This window comes from Methylobacterium sp. WL64, assembly GCF_008039945.1.
In the GTDB taxonomy this organism is placed as follows: domain Bacteria; phylum Pseudomonadota; class Alphaproteobacteria; order Rhizobiales; family Beijerinckiaceae; genus Methylobacterium.
Window position 1 is genome coordinate 43367 of record NZ_VRVA01000019.1, and the last position, 19579, is coordinate 62945.

Below are 19579 nucleotides of genomic sequence, written 5' to 3' on the forward strand. Positions count from 1 at the left end.
GCGCCCCAGCCTGGATCGCCGGCCATGCAGATCGTGGTCGATCCGCTGATTATGCCGCAGGTTGGCAGCGACCCAGGTGATATCCCATATGGGGGAGGACCGAGGCGGCCCTATCGTCCCTGACGCGACCGGCCGTACGAGACCTCCAGCCCGCGCCATGACGGCGCCGCGCCGGCCTTCCCGTCCGAAGGAACCGCCGACCATCGACGCGCCGCTCCGCCCCCTCCCCCGCCGGTCCCTGCCGCGCGACGCCCGTGCCCGCGGCGTGACGGCGGTCCTCGGACCGACCAACACCGGCAAGACGCATCTCGCGATCGAGCGGATGCTTGCGCACCCGACCGGCATGATCGGGTTGCCCCTGCGGCTGCTCGCCCGGGAGGTGTACCTGCGCGTGGTCGCCAAGGTCGGCCCCGAGAAGGTCGCCCTCGTGACCGGAGAAGAGAAGATCAAGCCAGACCGGCCGCGCTACTGGATCTGCACGATCGAGGCGATGCCGCGCGACCTCGACGTGGCCTACGTCGCCATCGACGAGATCCAGCTCGCAGCCGACATGGATCGCGGCCACGTCTTCACCGACCGCCTGCTCTACGTGCGCGGCCGTGAGGAGACGCTGCTGATCGGCTCCTCGACCATGCTGCCGCTGGTCCAGGCACTGATTCCGAACGTCCACACCACGACTCGGCCGCGGCTATCGAAGCTCACCTTCGCGGGGGAGAAGCGGCTGTCGCGCCTGCCCCGGCGCACCGCGATCGTCGCCTTCTCGGCCGAGGAGGTCTACGCCATCGCAGAGCTGATCCGACGCCAGCGCGGGGGTGCCGCGGTGGTGCTTGGGGCGTTGTCGCCCAGGACCCGCAATGCCCAGGTCGAGATGTACCAGGCCGGGGACGTCGACTACCTCGTGGCCACCGACGCGGTCGGGATGGGGCTCAACCTCGATGTCGACCACGTCGCCTTCGCGGCGAACTGGAAATACGACGGCACCCGGTTTCGCAAGCTGACGCCCGCCGAGATGGGCCAGATCGCCGGCCGCGCAGGACGCCATCTCTCGGACGGGACCTTCGGCTCCACGGGGCGCTGCCCGCCCTTTGAGCCCGAGATGGTCGAGCGGTTGGAGAATCACGATTTCGACCCGCTGCGCATCCTGCAATGGCGCAACCCTGACCTCAGCTTCGGCACCCTGGAGGCGCTCCAGGCGAGCCTCGACGAGCATCCGCGCGAGTCAGGTCTGACCCGGGCGCCGATGGGCCAGGACCAGCAGGCCCTCGAGATCCTGATGCGCGAGGACGATATCCGCGACATGGCGCGGAGCGCTTCCACCGTGCGGCGGCTCTGGGACGTCTGCGGCGTTCCGGATTACCGCAAGGTCCACCCGCAGGTGCATGCCGACCTCGTGGCCCAGCTCTACCGTTTTCTCATGAAGGGCATGGCCGGACGCATCCCCGACACGTGGTTCGCCGAGCAGATGGCGATGATCGATCGCACCGACGGCGACATCGATACGCTGTCCCGGCGGATCGCCCAGGGGCGCACCTGGACGTTCGTGGCCAACCGCCCCGATTGGCTGCGCGACCCTGAACATTGGCAGGGCGAGACACGTCGGGTAGAGGACAGGCTGTCAGACGCCCTGCACGAACGCCTCGCGAGCCGCTTCGTCGACCGGCGCACAAGCGTCCTGATGCGGCGCCTGAGAGAGAACACGATGCTCGAAGCCCAAATTTCCGCCGACGGTGACGTCACCGTCGAGGGTCAGCATGTCGGTCACCTGCATGGATTTTTATTCGTTCCGGATGCCAGCGCAGAGGGGCACGAGGCCAAAACTCTGAGGAGTGCCGCCGAGAAGGCGCTCTCCGGGGAGATCGAGGCCCGGGCCGACCGCTTCGCGGCGACAGCCGATTCCACCCTCGTGCTCGCGCATGACGGGATGATTCGCTGGACCGGTGCCCCGGTGGCGAAGCTGACCCCCGGCGAGAAGCTGTTCGCGCCGCAGATTCGGCTGCTGGCCGACGACAGCCTGACCGGCGCGCATCGCGAGAAGGTCGAGGCGCGCCTCGATGCCTGGCTCAAGGCCATGATCGTGCGCCTGCTCGGCCCGCTGATGGAACTCGAGACCGCCGGCGACCTCACCGGCCTCGCCAAGGGTATCGGCTATCAGGTGGTCGAGGCTCTGGGCGTGTTGGAACGCTCCAAGGTCGCCCAGGAGATGCGCAGCCTGGACCAGGAGGGGCGCGGGGCGCTCCGCCGGCACGGCGTGCGATTCGGCGCCTACCACATCTTCCTGCCGGCCCTGCTGAAGCCGGCGCCGCGGACGCTTGCGGCACAGCTGTGGGCCCTCCGTAACGGTGGCCTCGACCAGCGCGGCCTGGACGAGATCGCGCATCTCGCGGGCTCGGGCCGGACCTCGATCAAGGTCGATCGCGAGATCGCCAAGGGCCTCTACCGGGCGGCCGGCTTCCGTGTCAGCGGTGAGCGGGCGGTGCGGGTCGACATCCTTGAGCGTCTGGCCGACTTGATTCGGCCGGCGATCGCCTATCGCCCCGGTACCACACCGGGCGCGGCGCCGGAGGGTACGGCCGACGGTGATGCCTTCGTGGCCACGGTCGGAATGACCTCGCTGGTCGGCTGTTCGGGCGAGGATTTCGCCTCGATCCTGAAGTCTCTGGGTTACTCGCTGGAGGCCCGCCCCGGACCCGCGATCACGGTGCCGCTGGTACCAGCGGCCGCGACTGCGCCGGTCGTTTTGACCCCACCATCTGAAACTGCACCGGCAAGCGAGACCGGCGAAACCGATCCCGGCTCCCTCGGCGAGGCGACCGGAGACGAGGCCGACGCCGCCGCGCAGGCTGCGACCGCGGAGACCTCCGTCGCGGAGACTTCGCTCTCCGAAAACGCTGAGTCTGACGCCGCTCCAGAGACCGGAACGGAAGCCGAAGCCGAAGCCGCTCCCGAAGCCATGGCGGAAGCTGAGCCCGTCGAGGCTGCTGCCGACACCTTGCCGGAAGCGGCTGACGCACCGCAATCCGAGGTGGAAGCGATCCCAGCCGAAGGCGCGCAGGCCGCCGAGGCACCCGAATCCGAGACCCGTCCGACCACCGAGACTCACGAGGTGGTGGAAGCGAACGAGACCGTATCCGAGACCGCCGGGAATGAATCCGCGGCTGTGGAGGGTGAGACCCCGGCGGAGCCGGTGCTGATCGAGGTGTGGCGCCTGCAGCGCCATCAGCGGCCGGCCAATCCTCGGCCGCAGAACCGCCCGCGGGGCGCGGGGCGTGGACGCGATGGCGCTCAGCCGGGGCAGCCGGGTCAGCATCAGGGTCCGGGCCGCCCGGAGGGCGGGCGTCCCGAACACCGGCGGGCCGAAGGCGGCGAGCGCCCCGGCAACGAGGGCGGTCCCCGCACCGGACGCGACCGCGGCCCTCGCCGTGATCGCTTCGAGGGCGGCCGGCCCGAGCGCCGGGACGACCAGCGCAGCGCCGAGCAACGCCACGCGGCGCCGCGGCCCGACCAGCGTCCGCCGCGGCGCGAACGGGCTCCGGATCCGGATTCGCCCTTCGCCAAGCTGGCGGCGCTCAAGGCGCAACTCGAAGCCGGCGACGGCGGGAAGCGCTGACGCCCGCGGATGCGGGAGGGTCGGCAGCGGCTCGACAAATGGCTGTGGTTCGCGCGGTTCGCGCGGACCCGCTCCCTGGCTGCGCGCCTGTCCGAAGACGGCTTCGTGCGGGTGAACGGAACCCGAGCCGAGAACCCGGCCAAGGGCATCGTGATCGGCGACGTGGTGACTGTGGCCGCTCCCCACGCGACCCTGGCCGTGCGCGTACTCGCCCTCGGTGAGCGGCGGGGACCTGCCCCGGAGGCGCGGGCTCTTTACGAGGACTTGGCTGGCGTACAGACGGCGATCGAGCCACCCGAGTGATGAGCTGGCGCCACAGCCGTGCGTCGCGGATCGGGTCGCAGGCCCCTGGGACACCCGTGCGCTTGTCAGCCTGGAAGGCAGGGTCTAGAGCCCTTGGCTTCCGAAAGACTTGGTTCGACGCGAGGTTTTGCGGCGCACCATCGAAGCGCCGCCTGGGCGTGCGGGCCTTCCAGGCTCCGCCCGGGCTGAACAGAATTTTTAGGACGAAGACAGCCGATGACCTACGTCGTCACTGACAACTGCATCAAGTGCAAGTACATGGACTGCGTCGAGGTGTGTCCGGTGGACTGCTTCTACGAGGGCGAGAACATGCTCGTCATCCATCCGGACGAGTGCATCGATTGCGGCGTCTGCGAGCCCGAGTGCCCGGCTGAAGCGATCAAGCCTGATACCGAGTCGAACCTCGAGACGTGGTTGAAGCTGAACGCCGACTACGCCAAGAGCTGGCCGAATATCACCCAGAAGAAGGACGCGCCGTCGGACGCCAAGGAGTGGGATGGCGTCTCGGGTAAGCTCGAGGTGCATTTCTCCAACAACCCTGGCTCGGGCGACTAGAGCCTGATGCCCTGCGGAGGTCGCCCAGGACCAGGGCGGATCGAAACGCGGACACGGGCGGGCAGAACTAGGATCACGGATCGCCTCACGATGTTGCGATCCAGCCTCGGCCCGTTCGGCGCTTGTGGATCATGGCCGAAACCGTATTTGACCTGCGTCAAGCGAAGCCCTGAGCCGCGATCAGGTCATTCCTCTCCGGCTTGGCCGGTGTAGAACTCTTTCGAGGCTGCGCCCGGATGGCGCGCGCTTCTTCAGGGATGCTTTGATCTGTGCGCCGGATTGTGATACACAATCCGCCTGCCGTCGCTTGCGCCAGACGTGCTCCCTCAGGCCGAAATGCCTTTCGCTTTCGTGAATTAGAGGAGTGGCACGCGAACGACCGCCGAGGGTGACTTCGGCGGGTGTTCCGGTGTTTGCACGGCCGCGCCGGGGAACGCCCGGATCTGTGCCTGGTGGGCACGGATCCCGGGAACGGCGAGGCAAACCGGGTATCCCGCCCGGAAGAACACGGTTTTGCGCGGTGCGGAGCATCGCGCGCCAGTGGAGGCCCTTCTCGCATGACCACAGCCAAGAAGACGACGACCGTTGGCCGGCAAGGCTTCAAGACCGGTGAGGCCGTCGTATATCCGGCCCACGGCGTCGGTCGCATCACCGCGATCGAAGAGCAAGAGATCGCGGGCTACAAACTTGAGCTGTTCGTCGTCTCGTTCGAGAAGGACAAGATGGTTCTGCGCGTCCCGACCGCGAAGGCCAACTCCGTCGGCATGCGCAAGCTCGCCGAGCCGGACCTGGTAAAGAAGGCGCTAGACGTGCTGACCGGCCGCGCTCGGATCAAGCGCACCATGTGGTCGCGTCGGGCTCAGGAATACGAGGCCAAGATCAACTCTGGCGACCTGCTGGCCGTCACCGAGGTGGTGCGCGACCTGTTCCGCTCCGAGGCGCAGCCCGAGCAGTCCTACTCGGAGCGCCAGCTCTACGAGGCTGCCCTGGACCGGATCGTGCGTGAGATTTCCTCGGTCAACCGCATCACCGAGACCGAGGCGCTGAAGCTGATCGAACAGAGCCTGGCCAAGTCCCCACGCCGCGCCAAGAGCGAGGCCGAGCCGGAGGCGGAAGCCGAAGGTGAGGGCGATGACATCCAGGAAGTCGCTGCCTGAAGCGCCCCTGTTTCTTCGATGAGAACAAGCCCGGCCCCTTGGGGTCGGGCTTTTTTGTGCCGGCACGCCGGATCGGTCGCGTCTCCCGCTTTTCCACGGCAGTTCGGAAGACAGGGGACTGGACGGCGCGACGTTAGAACCCATGTTTCTTAGTGAAACACGAAATCGTGGCCATCGGCCTGTCGCACTGCGAAGGCACGTGGCGGAACTTTCGTGATTGGCCTTCCGTTGTCGGTTGCCTGGCGCCGCCGTTCGGTGACGCCCTGCGGGTTGGACGCTCCGTTCGGCGCCGCGACAGCACTCGGCAACAAGAGGCAGGCGGAATGGCTGATATCGCTGGAATTCGACGGCAGTTCATTCGGACTGCCATGGAGGCGCCCTTCCTGGCCCGGGAAGAAGAGCGCGGCCTCGCCTTCCGCTGGAAGGACAACCGCGACGAGCGGGCGCTGCACCGCCTGATTTCAGCCCATATGCGCCTCGTCATCGCCCTGGCGGGGCGTTTTCGTCACTACGGGCTGCCGATGGCAGACCTGGTGCAGGAGGGTCACGTCGGCCTCATGGAGGCCGCAGCGCGGTTCGAGCCGGAGAGGGATGTCCGGTTCTCGACCTACGCGACGTGGTGGATCCGCGCATCGATCCAGGACTATATCCTGCGCAACTGGTCGATTGTGCGCGGGGGAACGTCCTCGGCTCAGAAAGCCCTGTTCTTCAACCTGCGCCGGCTGCGTGCCCGGTTGATGCAATCCACTGAGGAGCATGTCGGCGACGAGATCCATCGCCGCATCGCGACCGCCATCGGCGTCTCGCGCGACGACGTGGCTCTGATGGATGCCCGCCTTTCAGGTCCCGACATGTCGCTGAACGCCCCCGTCGGCGAGGACAACGACGCCTCATCGGAGCGCATGGACTTTTTGGTCGACGGTGCGGCGCTTCCGGACGAGACCGTGAGCGCGACGGTCGACGGCGAACGGCGCCTCAGCTGGCTGCAACAGGCCCTGACGGTCCTGTCCGAGCGCGAGCTGCGCATCCTGCGTGAGCGGCGCCTCGCTGAGGATCAGGCGACCCTCGAAGCCCTGGGTCAGCGCCTGGGCATCTCGAAGGAGCGGGTCCGCCAGATCGAGAACCGCGCCCTGGAAAAACTCCGTCGCGCCCTGGCTGACAGGTTCCCGGCCGCGACCGGGAGCCCGCATATCGGCTGATCCTTCCGACAGGAGCAACCGATCTTTTGAACAAGCCCGGCCCCTCGGCCGGGCTTTTTGCGTTTCCCGCAGGGGGTCCCGAACCTGATCGGCAAGAGTTTTTACGCTCCTTGGCCCGCCGTGCGTCGCCGCTCCCTCCGACGCCTGCGCCGACCGGGCTCCGGCGTAGCGTCGAGCCATATCACCAGCACCAGGGCGATAAGGGCCGGTACGCCGAGGGCGAGGAACGCGCCGGTCCAGCCGAACAATCCGTAGGACAAGCCACCATACCAGCCCGACAGGGCGCCGCCGACGCCCTGCACGGCGTTGACGCTGCCGAGCGCTGTCTGGGTACGCCCGGACCCCCAGGTCAGGTCCGCCACGATCACCGGCACGGCCACGCCGACGATGCCGGAGGCGACACCGTCCAAGACTTCCGCCGTGATGAGCCAGACCGGATCGTCAATCAGACCCGACAGGACGGCCCGCACCGGCAGTACCGCGAACGCCACCATCAGGAGCTGGCGTCGTCCGCGCCGATCCGCCAGGGAGCCGGCGAACAGGGCCACGGGCACCATCACGAGCTGTGCCACCATCACGTAGCGGGCCGTCCATGTCGTCGCGTCGGCGGCGGTGGCCACAAGTTTCTGTCCGAGCAGGGACAGCATGCCGCCATTGCCAAGGTTGAACAGCGTCAGCGCCACGGTGAGCACCAGCAGACGCCGGTTGCCGAGGACCTGACGAATGCCGCTGCGCTGCGGCTCGTCGTCCGCGTCCTCCTCCCAACCGACCGCGCGACGTCGACTCCAGGCGCCGGCCGGGGTCGTCAGCGTCGCGACGATCGCGGCGACCGCCATACCGCCCAGCACCCAGAAGGCGATCGCCGGACCGAATGTTCCAGTGCCGAGGCTGATGCCGCCGGCGGCGATCAGGATGCCAACATGGTTGAACGCCTGGTTGCGGCCCTGTTGTTTAGGGAACCCGTCCTTCCCGACAATCCCGAGGGTCAGCGCGGCGACCGCCGGCAGCAACAGGGTACCTCCCGCCGCGGCGAGCAGCTGCGCCACCAGGACCGCCGGGAAGCTGCGCGCCGGGAGAAGCAGGAGCGTGCCCGCCAGGATCGCCGCGCAGGCGAGCGCCACCAGGAGACGCGGACGTGTAAAGCGGTCGACCATGGCCCCGAACGGGCCGCTCAAGAATAGCGTCGCGATGCCCACTAGGGTGATGACAAAGCCCACCCGCGCCGGACTCCAGGACGCGGCCTGCGCCAGCCACGTCCCCAGGAAGGGGCCGAGGCCACCCTGGATGTCCCCGGTGAACAGGTTAATCAGGGCAAGGTGTGCGGTGGGGCTCATGCGATCCAGGTCTGGCAATGGGCCCCGGACCTGAACGCCGTCCCTCGTACGGTCAAGCCCGGCAGCGAGCGTCCGCCCCCTGCGGCCGCGCCGGCCGGGCGGGCCGTACGGCGTGAGCCCGTCGCCGAACGACCCGTTCTCTGGCGCTACCTCGACCAAGTTCACGAACACGTCGGCTGGCGTCACCCCCGGCTCGCGCCCGAGGGCTGTGTCGGCGACTGCTTTTGTGCCGTGGTCCGTGTGGCGTTGCAGGTGATCTGGATGATGACCAGCCCACCACCGCGATGGCTGTCGAGATGGTCAGCCCCGAAGTGGGAGTTCGCCGAGCTACGGATTTCGAAGATGCATGGGCGGGACGAGATCGTGCTGGTAGAGGAGAGCCTGCGCTGGTTCCTAGCCCCGGACTTCCCGATCCCACCAGCGGGCGAGCCGTTCCGTCTGGCCAGCTAATCGGGGCTCTGCAACGTCCTGGCGGCGACTGAGCGGGCGCCCTGCAGAAGCGCTGCGAACGCTGGCTGCAGCCTATCGCGGTCCCGGCGGCCACTGACCGCCGGGACGGTTCAGCGCCTCAGGAAGCGAGCGGACCGCTGGCGCCCTGGGCCTCCATCGCCTTCTGGCGGTAGAGCGCAACGAAATCGATCGGATCGATGTACAGGGGCGGGAAGCCGCCGTTGCGCACCGCCTCGGCCACGATCTGCCGAGCGAACGGGAACAGCAGGCGCGGGCACTCGATCATCACCGCGGGATGAAGCTGGTCGGCCGGGATGTTGACCATGCGGAAGACGCCCGCGTACTTCACGTCGAAGGCGAACAGCACTTCGGCCTGGATCTTGGCGTCGCCCTCCAGGGTCAGCTCGACCTCGAAATCGGTGTCGGAGAGCTGCTGCGCGCTGACATTCACCTGAATGTTGATCTGCGGACCCTGACCTTCCTTGGGCTGGAGAGAGCGCGGCGCGTTCGGGTTCTCGAAGGAGAGGTCCTTCGTGTACTGAGCCAGCGCATTGATGGTCGGCGCGTCGCCCTGCGGCATGCCGCCGCCGTTGCCGTTGGCTGCCGGAGAGTCGGCCATGCGGATCATCCTTCTCGATCGGCCGGCAGGACCGGCCCGGGTTGTCGCGGCGCGAGCCGCGGAACGGCGCCGCGAAGCGGCCCGGAAGGCAGCGCCGCTAACACGCGCGTCGGAGACGGACAAGCAGCGGGCTGGCGTGGCGCTGGCGGCAGCGGTGTTCGAGACCCATATCGGTTGACGCATGGGGATCGCGGCGTTCCGCATCGGTATAACCGGCTCGCTCCTTGCGCGTTGGTCAGTTATGAGTCGCCTAGACCCGCGAGCGCTTTGCCGGCGCCGCACCGCGCACGACCTCGGCACGGGGCACGAGGTCCCGCCGCGGCCACCATCGGATCGGTGATGCAGGACAGTTTCGACATTACGACGATCATCTTCCTCGCACTCGCAGTCTTCGTGATCTGGCGCCTGCGCTCGGTGCTCGGCCAGAAGACCGGTGCCGAGCGCTCGCCGTTCAAGCCGGTGGATCGAAGCCGTACCGAGCCGCAGGCCCGATCTGAGGGCGACAACGTCGTTCGGTTGCCCGGTGCCGACCGGGTTCAGCCCGCGTCGGCCACAGCGTCTGCGGCGGTACGTGACTGGCGCGGCATCGCGGAGCCCGGCTCCGAGATCGCCCGCGGGCTCGAAGCGGCCGTTCAGGCGGAGCCGAGTTTCGACCCTCGCGCGTTCATCGAGGGGGCCAAGTCGGCCTACGAGACGATCATGATCGCCTTCGCGAAGGGCGACCGGAAAACCCTGCGGGGGCTCCTGTCGAAAGAGGTCGGCGAAGCTTTCGAGCGGGCCATCGTCGAGCGTGAGCGCAACCGACAGACCTTGGAAACCACCTTCGTGTCGATCGACAAGGCCGAGATCGTCGCCATCGAGGTGCGTAACCGTGTCGCGCAGATCACCGTGCGGTTCCTGTCGAACCTGATCACCGCCACCCGCAACGCCGAGGGCAAGGTCGTCGACGGCAGCGCCGAGACGGTTGTCGAGGTGCCGGACGTCTGGACTTTCGCGCGCACCCTCGGCTCGCGGGACCCGAACTGGCAGCTCGTGGCCACCGAGGCCGGCGCCTGATTTCGTGACCCCGTTGCCGTGCCAAACTTGCGTGCCTGGTCCGGAGGTATCCCGACCGCCCTCATCCCCGCCCTCTACGCGACGTTCCTAGCCGGCTCGTCCATGACCGCCTCCGCCGAGGTCGGCGGGGCGGTCCTGACACCCGTAGCGTTCGCAGCACTGCCGGGCTTTCCCGGCCCCGATCCGGCCGCTTCACTCGACGCGTTCCGGAGGGTCTGCGCCGCGCCCCAGCCCGCGACGCCACAGCCGGCGGGGGTCGCTGGCGATCCGGCGGACCTGTCGGCGGCTTGCGCGGCTGCGGTGGGGGTGACGCGCGAGGCGGCGGCCACGTTCTTTCAGGATCGGTTCGAGGCCTACCGGGTGGTGCGGCCAGGGGCAGAGCGCCCGGGCTTCCTGACGGGCTACTTCGAGCCGGAGCTGGACGGCTCCCTCACGCAGGGTCCGGACTTCCCGACGCCGGTTCTCGCCCGACCTGACGACCTCGTCTCGCTGGCCCCTGGCGAGACCCGCCCCGGTCTCGACCCGGTCCTGCGCGCCGCCCGCGCCACCGCGGATGGGTTCGGACCCTATCCGGACCGAGCGGCGATCGAGGACGGGGCGCTGGGCGCCCAGGCGCGGCCGATCCTATGGCTGCGCGACGGGGTCGATCTCTTGGTCCTGCAAGTCCAGGGCTCCGGACGCGTCCGCCTGCCCGACGGTCGGGCCGTCCGAGTGTTGTATGACGGCCGCAACGGCCGGCCCTACACGGCCGTCGCCAAGCTGATCGTGCAGGAGGGCCACCTGCCTTTGGAAGGCCTCACGCTGGCCCGTTGGACGACTTGGCTGCGCGCCCATCCCGAGAGTGCGCGACGGCTGATCCGCACCAATGCCTCCTACATCTTCTTCCGCCTGGCCCCTGTGGAGGATCCGGCGCTCGGTCCGCCGGGTGCCGCCAATGCGCCGCTGACGCCGGGGCGTAGCCTCGCGGTGGATGGCGGACTGTGGCGTTACGGCCTGCCGTTCTGGCTGGACGGGCCGTTGCCGGGCGGCGTGCCGGGCGACACCGGACGCCTGGTCATCGCCGCCGACACGGGGTCGGCGATCGTCGGCCCGGCCCGGGGCGATTTGTTCGTCGGGACCGGGGTGCAGGCCGGGGTCGCGGCCGGAAACCTACGCGATTCCATAGGCTTCGTCGTGCTGCTGCCCAAGCCCGCCCGCGGGGTCACGCCGTGAGGCCGCCGCGCCGCACGCGCCGGCTGAGCGCCGGGGAGGCCCGGCTCTGGGGTGAGATCGCCAAGCTCGTGACACCGCTGACCGGCCGGGCGACGCTGCCGCAGCCCGAGGTCGCGCCGGCGCCGCCGACCGCCACCATGCCGCCGCTGACGGCGCCGATCCTGAAGCCGACCGCGCCTCCGGTGGCCAAAAAAGCGCGCCTGAAACCGCCGCCCAAGCCGGCTGTCGCCTCGCCCCAGAAGGTCACCGCTGCGCCCTATCAGGCGCCGCTCCAGAGCCACGCTGCCCCGTCGGGGCTGGAGCGGCAGGCCAAGGTCGGGCTGCGCCGGGGGCGTCTGGCCGTGGAGGCGCGGATCGACCTGCACGGGATGGTGCAGGCGCAAGCCCATGCTGCGCTGACAGGATTCCTTCTGCGGTGCCGGGCCGCCGGACATGCCTACGTACTGGTGGTGACCGGCAAAGGGGGCCAGGAGAGAGGGGGCTCGTCCTATCCCGATGCCTTCGCGGAGCGGGGGGTGCTCCGGCGCAGCGTGCCGCACTGGCTGCGCGGCGCCGAGCTGCGCGGCATCGTGCTGGGCTTCGAGGAAGCGTCGCGGCACCATGGCGGCGGCGGCGCGCTCTACGTCAGACTTCGCCGTCGCTGAGCGCCAGCCTTCGCGCGCTCTTCGCGGGCCAGGGCGGCAAACCGCGCCGTTGCCGACTTCTTCGAAGAACTCGATATCCTCAACGCGCGCTCGCGTGGTCGAACGAAAAGTCCGAAAACAATGCCGGAGCTTCCCGAGGTCGAGACGGTGCGGCGCGGCTTGGTGCCCGCGATGGTCGGCGCCCGGTTCAGCCGCGTCACCCTGCGCCGGCCGAACCTGCGCTTCCCGTTCCCGGAGCGATTCGCGGCGCGGCTTGAGGGTCGCACCGTGACCGACCTCGCCCGCCGGGCGAAGTACCTCACCGCCGGGCTCGATTCGGGCGAGACCCTGATCATGCATCTCGGCATGAGCGGCCGGTTCGACGTGGCCCTGCCCGACGGGAGCAACCTCTCCCCCGGGGATTTCTACCTGGAGGGGGCGCAGGGCACGCCGAAGCACGACCACGTCGTGATGGCGATGAGCACCGGGGCCACGATCACCTACAACGACGCCCGCCGCTTCGGCTTCATGGACCTCGTTCCGAGCGAGACCCTCGCGACCAGCCGCCACTTCGCCCGGATGGGGATCGAACCGCTCGACGGGCTGACCGGGGCGGTGATCGCCGGCCTGTTCCGGCACAAGATCACGCCGCTGAAGGCCGCGCTGCTCGACCAGAGCCTGATCGCGGGCCTGGGCAACATCTACGTCTGCGAGGCCCTGCACCGGGCCCGCCTCCACCCGGAGACCCCCGCCGGCCTGCTGATCAAGCCCGACGGGCGCCCGACGCCCAAGGCCAACGCGCTCGCCAAGGCGATCGTGCAGGTGCTGCAGGAGGCCGTGAAGGCCGGCGGCTCGACCCTGCGCGACTACGCCCACACCGACGGCAGCGCGGGCGCCTTCCAGCACGCCTTCCGGGTCTACGACCGGGTCGGCGAGCCGTGCCGCCACCCGGGCTGCCGCGGCTCGGTCACCCGGATCGTGCAGGCCAACCGCTCGACCTTCTTCTGCGCGACCTGCCAGCCGCCGGTCTGACCCATCGCCCCGATCGGCCCGCTCTCGCGGCGCGAAACGGCATTTTCGCCACAAACCCGACTAGGGTCGCGGATCTCGACGCGCACACCGGGTTGCGGGCTGCCGGTCCCGGCCCGCGGCGCGGGATCGGTCGCGCGGGCCTGACGCGTCGTCCCGGAAGTCGGATCCGGGACGACGCGTCAGGCCGCTGGTTTTGCATCCTCGTCGTCCCGAAGGCCGCGTGCCGGCGTTCGGGATGATGCTCGTGACAGGAACGCGATGTTCTTCCGCCGCTCAAAGACGCCCGCGCCCGAGACCATCGCGCAGGATCCGACGGAGGGCCCCGCGCTGCCGCAGCGGCTGTCGCCGCGCTCGCCGGGCGAGGCGATCAAGCCGACCGCCGCGCCGCCGCCGCCGGAGAAGCCGGTGCGCGAGCGCAGCGGCCTCGTCGGCATCATCAGCGGCGCCCTCACCTTCGCGGTGGTGATCGCCATCGCGGCGATGATCGGGATCACCCTGTTCCAGCGCCAGGTGCGCGAGCCGGGGCCGCTCGTCGCCGACAAGGTCGTGGTGATCCCGACCCACAGCGGCACGGGCGAGATCGCCGAGACCCTCAAGCGCGAGGGCGTGATCGACCATACCGGCCTGTTCGAGTTCGCCGCCCGCTTCGGCGGACGGCCGGCGCTCCGGGCCGGCGAGTACATCTTCAAGGCGCATGCGAGCATCGCCGACGCCCTCGACACGGTGACCACCGGCCGGCAGGTCCAGCACGCGATCACGTTCCCCGAGGGTCTCACCTCCGAGCAGATCGTCACGCGGCTCAACGACAACGACATCCTCTCGGGCGAGATCAACGAGATTCCCCCGGAGGGCTCACTCCTGCCCGACACCTACAAGTTCGAGCGCGGCGCCACCCGCCAGCAGATCGTGAACCTGATGCGGGCCAAGCAGCGCGAGGTGCTGAACCAGATCTGGCTCCGCCGCAGCGCCGACGTGCCGGTGCGGACGCCGGCTGAGATGGTCACCCTGGCCTCGATCGTCGAGAAGGAGACCGGCCGGGCCGACGAGCGGCCGCGGGTCGCCGGCGTGTTCATCAACCGCCTCAACAAGCGGATGAAGCTGCAATCGGACCCGACCATCGTGTACGGGCTGGTGGGCGGGCGCGGCACCCTCGGGCGCGGCATCCTGCGCTCCGAGATCGACCGGGCGACGCCCTATAACACCTACGCGATCGAGGGCCTGCCCCCGGGGCCGATCGCCAATCCCGGCCGCGCCGCCCTGGAGGCGGTGGCCAACCCGTCCCGCACCAAGGACCTGTACTTCGTGGCGGACGGCAGCGGCGGCCACGCCTTCGCCGACTCGCTCGAAGGCCACCAGCGCAACGTCGCCCGCTGGCGCGCGGTCGAGAAGAGCCGCCAGGCGCCGCCGGACGCGGTCGACAAGGTCGAGCCGGGCCCCGACCCGAGCGTCCCCGGCCGGGCCTCGGCCTTCGCACCGGGCAACGCCCCGAACACCAACGCGGCCTTCGCCCTCGATTCCGGCACGCCGGGCACCCGCGCCTTCGACGCCTCCGAGGGCACCCGCCTCGATCCGCTGAAGAACCGCAGCTACGATCTCGGCTCGCCCAAGACCGTCCCGGCGCTGGCCGACCCGACGCCGGCCCCGCGCGGGCGGCGGTAGGCTGGGAGGCGCCGGGCTCCGCTGAAGCGCGGCGCTTTCCAGAACCAGAACGGATCCACTGCAAATCCACGCGGTGCGTGGGCCTTCTGTCCGCTGCGTCGCCGACGGCTCTCCGTCATGGCGCGTGCAGCGAGCCTGGCGGTGAGAATCCGACGGGTGGAACGCGTGCCGTGGGTCCGCTTCCGACCCTACGGACCTTCGGAATGTCCGCTTCGCAGCAGCATGGCGGAGGATGACCTCCGACTGGGTTGGGTGGATTTCCGCCGGTCCGGTTCCAGGCGGCGCAGGTATCGAAGCGGACATCGCTGTTCCGCCCGTTCTCGGCTCATTACAGAAGCCGGGAACGTACGCTGCCGGGCAGATCGTTCCGCAAGCAGACGGTGCGCCAGCGGAACGCTGTCAGGTGATGTCATGCCGGACCCTGGAGAGCCCAGCATCCTCACAATCAATCGAGCGTAAGGACGATCTTGCCGATCTGCTCGTTGGACTCAAGGAATTGGGTCGCTTCCCGGATCTGGTAGAACGGGAAGGTCCGCGACACCAGTGGATTGAGCTTGCCGCTTTCCAGTCCCTCGATGATGAATGCCTTCGCACGGGCAAGCGCCTCATCATCGCTGACGATCTCGGTGTGGAGGTATCCCTTCAGGATCAGGCTCTTGCCGAGCACGGCGAACTGCGGGAATGGCCCCTCGTCCGGGCTGAGGGCGCCATACTCCAGGAGAATGCCGCCCACGGCCATGACTTCGGCAAACTGCGCGATGGCAGGGCCACCGATTGGATCGAACACGACGCGGGCCCCCTTGCCCCCGGTGATGTTCTTCACGCGCGCCGCCAGGTCGCCCTCGTCCGTGGCGATCACGTGATGCGCACCGGCATCGATCAGCGCCTGCGCCTTGGCGTTCGTGCGGGTGGTTGCGATCACCGTCGCCCCGACGCTGCGGGCGATCTGGAACGCAGCGATGCCGACGCTGCTCGACGCGGCCGACACGATGACGAAATCGTTGGCGGTGAGTTTGGCCTGGTCGATCAGAGCCCCCCAGGCGGTGACGTACTGCATCCAGGATGCGGCTGCCTTCTCGAACGAAAGGGCGGCCGGATGCTTCACGACGGAGCGGACGGGAATGTTGATGACCTCGCCATAGGTGGGCCAACGCGACATATCGAGCGTCGGGATGACGCTGACGGCGTCGCCCTCGGCGAACCCGGACACATCGCGGCCCGTCGCCTTGACCGTACCGGCTGCTTCGTAGCCGAGCTGCGAGGGGAAGTTCGCTTCCTGCAGGTAAGCGCCCTTGCGGAACATCACCTCCGCACGGTTGAGGCCGATTGCTCGAACCGCAATCTGCACTTCATCGGCGGCAGGCCCGGGAACCTCGATGTCCTCGATGCGCAGCACATCTGCGGAGCCGTATTCGTGAAAGCGGACAACGCGGGTCATCGGTCGTTTCCTTTCGTGAGTGCCGAGGTCAGGCGTCAAAGGCAGATCGTACGCGCGACGCGAACGCCGAACTCGGCGTCCGGATTGGTCTTGCCGTCGCCGACGCGCTCCTGCACCACCGCGACCACAAGGTCGCGCCGCTTGGGCAGGCGGGCCCTGTCGGCTGCCGCGAGTGCGCCCGGCATCTCCTCGCGCGTCAGATCCGTGCAGTAGCCCGGCGCACCGGGTTGTTGGCGCCACGATTCAGCGAGAGACCCCGCATCGAAGGCGTCGAAGCCGGTATCTTCAACCAAACGCATGCCCACGCGACGATCCTCCTCGCAATCGGCCGCAATCGGAATGGCGATGCGTCCCGGCTTACCGGATGGTGAACCCTTCTCGGCCAGCGAGCTCGAACCGATGGCGTTCCAGGCCTTGACGAGGGGCCGGCCCAGTTGCTCGGAGACCCACAGGCTCTCGACCTGACTGGCCTCGATGGCGTCGATTGTCCCGTCGCGCATCGGGTAGTAGTTCGAGGTGTCGATGACGATGGTCTTCTCGGAGATCGCCCGGATCAGAGGGGCGATCTACTGAATGCCGGTCGGCGGGATGGAGAGGATGACGACGTCGACATTCGAGGCCGCATCCTGTGCCGTGACGGCGCGGGCGCCCCACGACAGCACGTCGGCCCCGATGGTTTCAGGACCGCGAGAGTTGGCAACCTTCACATCGTGACCGGCCGCGCTGAGCTTCGTGGCCAGGGACTTGCCGATGTGCCCGGTGCCGATGATGCCGAGTTTTATGCCCTGTTCCCCAACCCCGTCAGTTGCGATGCAGCGGGAAATATGGGTAGCTAGAAGTATCAGCAAGAACCTACCAAAAGGTGGGTAGCTTACCTGGAGGTAAGTATGTGTCAGGGGCGCGATTGGTTCTGCGAAGACCCAAAGCAGCAGCTCGTTTGGGCGGCGGCGACCAGCGAGACCCTTCGGGTGCTGGAGGGCAAGTGGAAGATCGTCATCATCGTCCAGCTCTTCGCCGCGAAGGTGCCGCTACGGTTCTCGGAGCTGGAGAAGCGGATCGAGGGCGTGAACCAGAAGATGCTGATCCAGCAGCTCAAGGAGTTGGAGAAGGACGGCATCGTCACCAGGACGGTCTACCCCCAGGTGCCGCCGAAGGTTGAGTATGCGCTCAGCGAGATGGGCGTCGCGCTCGGGCCATCCATCGAGGCACTGATCGACTGGGCCTTCGCCCGCCGGGAGGCCATGGGTGGCGAATCCGTAGACGTCGCCGGATGATGCATTTGGTTCGAGGGCGGAATGTCCGCTCCAGGACGAAGGGCCAGGGTCCTACCTCCACCCCGAGCCGAATTTGCCGGACGGTCGACGGATGACTGCCTACGGGATGCCTCCATGGTAAGCCGGGCGAGCAGGTTGGGTTGGGGCAGGAACGTCCGCTCCAGGGGGAAGGGTCAGGGTCCGCCTGCCAGCCTTCCCGGACTGTTCGGCTGAGGACCACCCGACCGGCGTCATCACGTGGGCTGCGGGATCCCGGGCCGTCACGGATCGCCGGGTCGCTGCGCTGCGTGCACGAGGGCGCCGCGGCAAGGACGCCGCGGATCAGCAGCCCCGAAACCTCGGGGCCGTCCGAAATGAACCCCGATCCGGCATCCCCCCTGCCCGTCCGCCCCTTCCCCCCGAAGCGATCCGTGCTACAGGCCCCGATCTTCTTGAGGACGGGGGGTCGGCTTGGCCCAGATCGCGAGCATGACCGGGTTCGCCCGGGCGGCGGGCACCACCGGGGCGGTGCAATGGGCCTGGGAGGTCCGCAGCGTCAACGGGCGCGGGCTCGACGTGCGCGTCCGGGTGCCGGCCGGCTATGACGGGCTCGGCGAGACCGCGCGCGCGGCCCTGCAGAAGACCCTGTCCCGGGGGCAGTGCCAGCTTACCCTGACGCTGACCAAGCCGGACACGACGGCCCGCGTGCGGATCAACGAAGCCCTGCTGGCGAGCCTCGCGCAGGCGGTCGCCCGGGTGCCGCGGCCCGATGGCGTGGCGCCCGCGACCCTGGACGGGCTGCTCGGCGTGCGCGGGGTGATCGAGAGCGACGACGAGGCGGCGTCGCCGGAGACGGAGGCGGTCGCCCGGGACCTCGCCGAGGGCGTGGTCCAGGTGGTCGCCGACCTGGTCGAGGCCCGCCGGGCCGAAGGGCGTCAGCTCGCCGACATCGTCACCGCGCAGGTCGACCGGATCGCGGCGCTGACCCAGGCCGCCGAGGACAACCCGGCGCGCAAGCCCGAGGCGGTGCGGGCCCGGCTGGCGGCCTCCATCGCGGCTCTGGGCGGGGCCGGCCTCGATCCCGACCGCCTGCACCAGGAGGCGATGCTGCTCGCCGGCAAGGCGGATGTGCGCGAGGAGCTGGACCGGCTGCACGCCCACGTGGCCAGCGCCCGGGAGCTGCTCGCGGCGGGCGGCGCGATCGGCCGGCGGCTGGATTTCCTGGCCCAGGAGTTCGGCCGCGAGGCCAACACCCTGGGCGCCAAGGCCAACGACATCAGCCTGTCGCGGATCGGCCTCGACCTCAAGGCCGTGGTCGAGCAATTCCGCGAGCAAGTGCAGAACATCGAATGACTTTTCGGGACCGGGGGATGCGGATGGATATCGCGACGGAGCCACGCGGATGAGCGGACCGGCCAACAACGTCTCCGACACGATCGCGCGGCGGGGCTTGATCCTGATCCTGTCATCGCCCTCGGGGGCGGGCAAGACCACGCTGACGCGGGCGGTCGCGCAGGACCCGGCCTGGGCGCTCGACCTGTCGATCTCGGTCACCACCCGGTCGCGCCGCCCCTCCGAGATCGACGGGCGGCACTACCACTTCATCGACCGGGAGGCGTTCGAGGACCTGCGCAGCCGGGACGACCTGCTCGAATGGGCCGAGGTCCACGGCAACTATTACGGCACGCCCCGCCGGCCGGTGGAGAAGGTCCTGGGTTCGGGCCGGGACATGATCTTCGACATCGACTACCAGGGTACCCGCCAGGTCCGGGCCAAGCTGGCCCAGGACGTCGTGACGGTGTTCATCCTGCCGCCCAGCATGGCCGAGCTGCGCCAGCGCCTGGAGCGCCGCGCCGAGGATTCGGCCGAGACGATCGAGAAGCGCCTGGCCAACGCCCGGACCGAGATCCAGCGCTGGAGCGAGTACGACTACGTCATCGTCAACGAGGACCTGCAGGACGCCTTCCGGGCGCTGCAGGGCATCCTGTCCGCCGAGCGGCTGAAGCGGGCGCGCCGGACGGGTCTGGCGCAGTTCGTCGACGGGCTGCTGGCGGAGGCGGACGCCTGAGGGATCGCGATGGC

Annotated in this window: 18 protein-coding genes; 13 read left to right on the forward strand and 5 right to left on the reverse strand. The window is 68.9% G+C overall.

The genetic code is table 11. The features are described from left to right. Positions 1 to 322 precede the first annotated feature (322 nt). The 5 genes from FV242_RS11805 (at position 323) to FV242_RS11825 (ending at position 6821) form a co-directional block, all read left to right on the forward strand. Entirely contained in the window at positions 323 to 3607 is a 3285-nt protein-coding gene (locus FV242_RS11805) for a helicase-related protein (RefSeq protein ID WP_147939066.1), read from the forward strand. 9 nt (positions 3608 to 3616) lie between these two features. Continuing rightward, positions 3617 to 3910: an RNA-binding S4 domain-containing protein gene (locus FV242_RS11810; RefSeq protein WP_147906312.1), complete on the forward strand. Its 294-nt coding sequence runs from the start codon at positions 3617 to 3619 to the stop codon at positions 3908 to 3910. Between the two features lie 216 nt (positions 3911 to 4126). Then, positions 4127 to 4465 carry a ferredoxin FdxA gene (fdxA, locus tag FV242_RS11815; RefSeq protein WP_147939051.1) on the forward strand — a complete coding sequence of 113 codons (339 nt, stop codon included), beginning with the start codon at positions 4127 to 4129 and terminating at the stop codon, positions 4463 to 4465. Between the two features lie 557 nt (positions 4466 to 5022). Then, positions 5023 to 5622, forward strand: a complete 600-nt coding sequence (locus tag FV242_RS11820; protein ID WP_147906310.1) for a CarD family transcriptional regulator — start codon at positions 5023 to 5025, stop codon at positions 5620 to 5622. A gap of 323 nt (positions 5623 to 5945) precedes the next feature. After that, entirely contained in the window at positions 5946 to 6821 is an 876-nt protein-coding gene (locus FV242_RS11825) for an RNA polymerase factor sigma-32 (RefSeq protein WP_147939052.1), read from the forward strand. A gap of 101 nt (positions 6822 to 6922) precedes the next feature. On the opposite strand, the gene FV242_RS11830 is transcribed toward FV242_RS11825, so the two are convergent. Together FV242_RS11830 and secB are read right to left on the reverse strand one after the other, a co-directional pair. After that, complete coding sequence (locus FV242_RS11830; protein ID WP_147906309.1) at positions 6923 to 8155, reverse strand: MFS transporter; 1233 nt, start codon at positions 8153 to 8155, stop codon at positions 6923 to 6925. 568 nt (positions 8156 to 8723) lie between these two features. Beyond that, positions 8724 to 9224 (reverse strand): protein-export chaperone SecB, encoded by a 501-nt coding sequence (secB, locus tag FV242_RS11840; RefSeq protein ID WP_147857047.1) that lies wholly within the window; start codon positions 9222 to 9224, stop codon positions 8724 to 8726. A gap of 339 nt (positions 9225 to 9563) precedes the next feature. Between secB and FV242_RS11850 the strand changes: the two genes are divergently transcribed. The 5 genes from FV242_RS11850 (at position 9564) to mltG (ending at position 14806) form a co-directional block, all read left to right on the forward strand. Further along, positions 9564 to 10280 (forward strand): Tim44/TimA family putative adaptor protein, encoded by a 717-nt coding sequence (locus FV242_RS11850; RefSeq protein ID WP_147906308.1) that lies wholly within the window; start codon positions 9564 to 9566, stop codon positions 10278 to 10280. A gap of 18 nt (positions 10281 to 10298) precedes the next feature. Continuing rightward, positions 10299 to 11492, forward strand: coding sequence for a murein transglycosylase A (locus FV242_RS11855; RefSeq protein ID WP_187278398.1), 1194 nt, complete (start codon positions 10299 to 10301; stop codon positions 11490 to 11492). Next, positions 11489 to 12136 (forward strand): Smr/MutS family protein, encoded by a 648-nt coding sequence (locus tag FV242_RS11860; protein ID WP_147939054.1) that lies wholly within the window; start codon positions 11489 to 11491, stop codon positions 12134 to 12136. Before FV242_RS11855 ends, FV242_RS11860 begins: the two co-directional genes overlap by 4 nt. 120 nt (positions 12137 to 12256) lie before the next feature. Further along, complete coding sequence (gene mutM / locus FV242_RS11865) at positions 12257 to 13147, forward strand: bifunctional DNA-formamidopyrimidine glycosylase/DNA-(apurinic or apyrimidinic site) lyase (protein ID WP_147939055.1); 891 nt, start codon at positions 12257 to 12259, stop codon at positions 13145 to 13147. Between the two features lie 258 nt (positions 13148 to 13405). Next, positions 13406 to 14806, forward strand: coding sequence for an endolytic transglycosylase MltG (gene mltG / locus FV242_RS11870; protein WP_147906304.1), 1401 nt, complete (start codon positions 13406 to 13408; stop codon positions 14804 to 14806). Positions 14807 to 15251: 445 nt separating this feature from the next. Here mltG and FV242_RS11875 read toward each other — a convergent pair whose 3' ends face one another. The 3 genes from FV242_RS11875 to FV242_RS36270 all read right to left on the reverse strand — a co-directional run bounded on the left by FV242_RS11875 (position 15252) and on the right by FV242_RS36270 (position 17092). After that, positions 15252 to 16244: a zinc-dependent alcohol dehydrogenase family protein gene (locus FV242_RS11875; RefSeq protein ID WP_147939056.1), complete on the reverse strand. Its 993-nt coding sequence runs from the start codon at positions 16242 to 16244 to the stop codon at positions 15252 to 15254. Positions 16245 to 16279: 35 nt separating this feature from the next. Next, positions 16280 to 16744 carry an NADPH-dependent F420 reductase gene (locus tag FV242_RS36265; protein WP_306440304.1) on the reverse strand — a complete coding sequence of 155 codons (465 nt, stop codon included), beginning with the start codon at positions 16742 to 16744 and terminating at the stop codon, positions 16280 to 16282. Between the two features lie 66 nt (positions 16745 to 16810). Next, positions 16811 to 17092, reverse strand: coding sequence for an NAD(P)-binding domain-containing protein (locus tag FV242_RS36270; protein WP_306440305.1), 282 nt, complete (start codon positions 17090 to 17092; stop codon positions 16811 to 16813). Positions 17093 to 17131: 39 nt separating this feature from the next. On the opposite strand from FV242_RS36270, the gene FV242_RS11885 reads away from it, so the two are divergent. The 3 genes from FV242_RS11885 (at position 17132) to gmk (ending at position 19565) form a co-directional block, all read left to right on the forward strand. Beyond that, entirely contained in the window at positions 17132 to 17518 is a 387-nt protein-coding gene (locus FV242_RS11885) for a helix-turn-helix domain-containing protein (RefSeq protein WP_147939057.1), read from the forward strand. A 468-nt stretch (positions 17519 to 17986) separates the two neighbouring features. After that, positions 17987 to 18850 carry a YicC/YloC family endoribonuclease gene (locus tag FV242_RS11890; RefSeq protein WP_147939068.1) on the forward strand — a complete coding sequence of 288 codons (864 nt, stop codon included), beginning with the start codon at positions 17987 to 17989 and terminating at the stop codon, positions 18848 to 18850. Between the two features lie 49 nt (positions 18851 to 18899). After that, positions 18900 to 19565: a guanylate kinase gene (gene gmk / locus FV242_RS11895; RefSeq protein ID WP_147857433.1), complete on the forward strand. Its 666-nt coding sequence runs from the start codon at positions 18900 to 18902 to the stop codon at positions 19563 to 19565. The last annotated feature ends 14 nt before the right edge of the window (positions 19566 to 19579 follow it).

Excerpts from the sequence above, each read along its gene's own strand:
- FV242_RS11805 (WP_147939066.1), top strand. The coding sequence starts at position 323 with ATGCTTGCGCACCCGACCGGCATGATCGGGTTGCCCCTGCGGCTGCTC.
- FV242_RS11810 (WP_147906312.1), top strand. The coding sequence starts at position 3,617 with ATGCGGGAGGGTCGGCAGCGGCTCGACAAATGGCTGTGGTTCGCGCGG.
- fdxA (WP_147939051.1), top strand. The coding sequence starts at position 4,127 with ATGACCTACGTCGTCACTGACAACTGCATCAAGTGCAAGTACATGGAC.
- FV242_RS11820 (WP_147906310.1), top strand. The coding sequence starts at position 5,023 with ATGACCACAGCCAAGAAGACGACGACCGTTGGCCGGCAAGGCTTCAAG.
- FV242_RS11825 (WP_147939052.1), top strand. The coding sequence starts at position 5,946 with ATGGCTGATATCGCTGGAATTCGACGGCAGTTCATTCGGACTGCCATG.
- FV242_RS11830 (WP_147906309.1), bottom strand. The coding sequence starts at position 8,155 with ATGAGCCCCACCGCACACCTTGCCCTGATTAACCTGTTCACCGGGGAC.
- secB (WP_147857047.1), bottom strand. The coding sequence starts at position 9,224 with ATGGCCGACTCTCCGGCAGCCAACGGCAACGGCGGCGGCATGCCGCAG.
- FV242_RS11850 (WP_147906308.1), top strand. The coding sequence starts at position 9,564 with ATGCAGGACAGTTTCGACATTACGACGATCATCTTCCTCGCACTCGCA.
- mutM (WP_147939055.1), top strand. The coding sequence starts at position 12,257 with ATGCCGGAGCTTCCCGAGGTCGAGACGGTGCGGCGCGGCTTGGTGCCC.
- mltG (WP_147906304.1), top strand. The coding sequence starts at position 13,406 with ATGTTCTTCCGCCGCTCAAAGACGCCCGCGCCCGAGACCATCGCGCAG.
- FV242_RS11875 (WP_147939056.1), bottom strand. The coding sequence starts at position 16,244 with ATGACCCGCGTTGTCCGCTTTCACGAATACGGCTCCGCAGATGTGCTG.
- FV242_RS36265 (WP_306440304.1), bottom strand. The coding sequence starts at position 16,744 with ATGCGCGACGGGACAATCGACGCCATCGAGGCCAGTCAGGTCGAGAGC.
- FV242_RS11885 (WP_147939057.1), top strand. The coding sequence starts at position 17,132 with ATGTGTCAGGGGCGCGATTGGTTCTGCGAAGACCCAAAGCAGCAGCTC.
- FV242_RS11890 (WP_147939068.1), top strand. The coding sequence starts at position 17,987 with ATGACCGGGTTCGCCCGGGCGGCGGGCACCACCGGGGCGGTGCAATGG.
- gmk (WP_147857433.1), top strand. The coding sequence starts at position 18,900 with ATGAGCGGACCGGCCAACAACGTCTCCGACACGATCGCGCGGCGGGGC.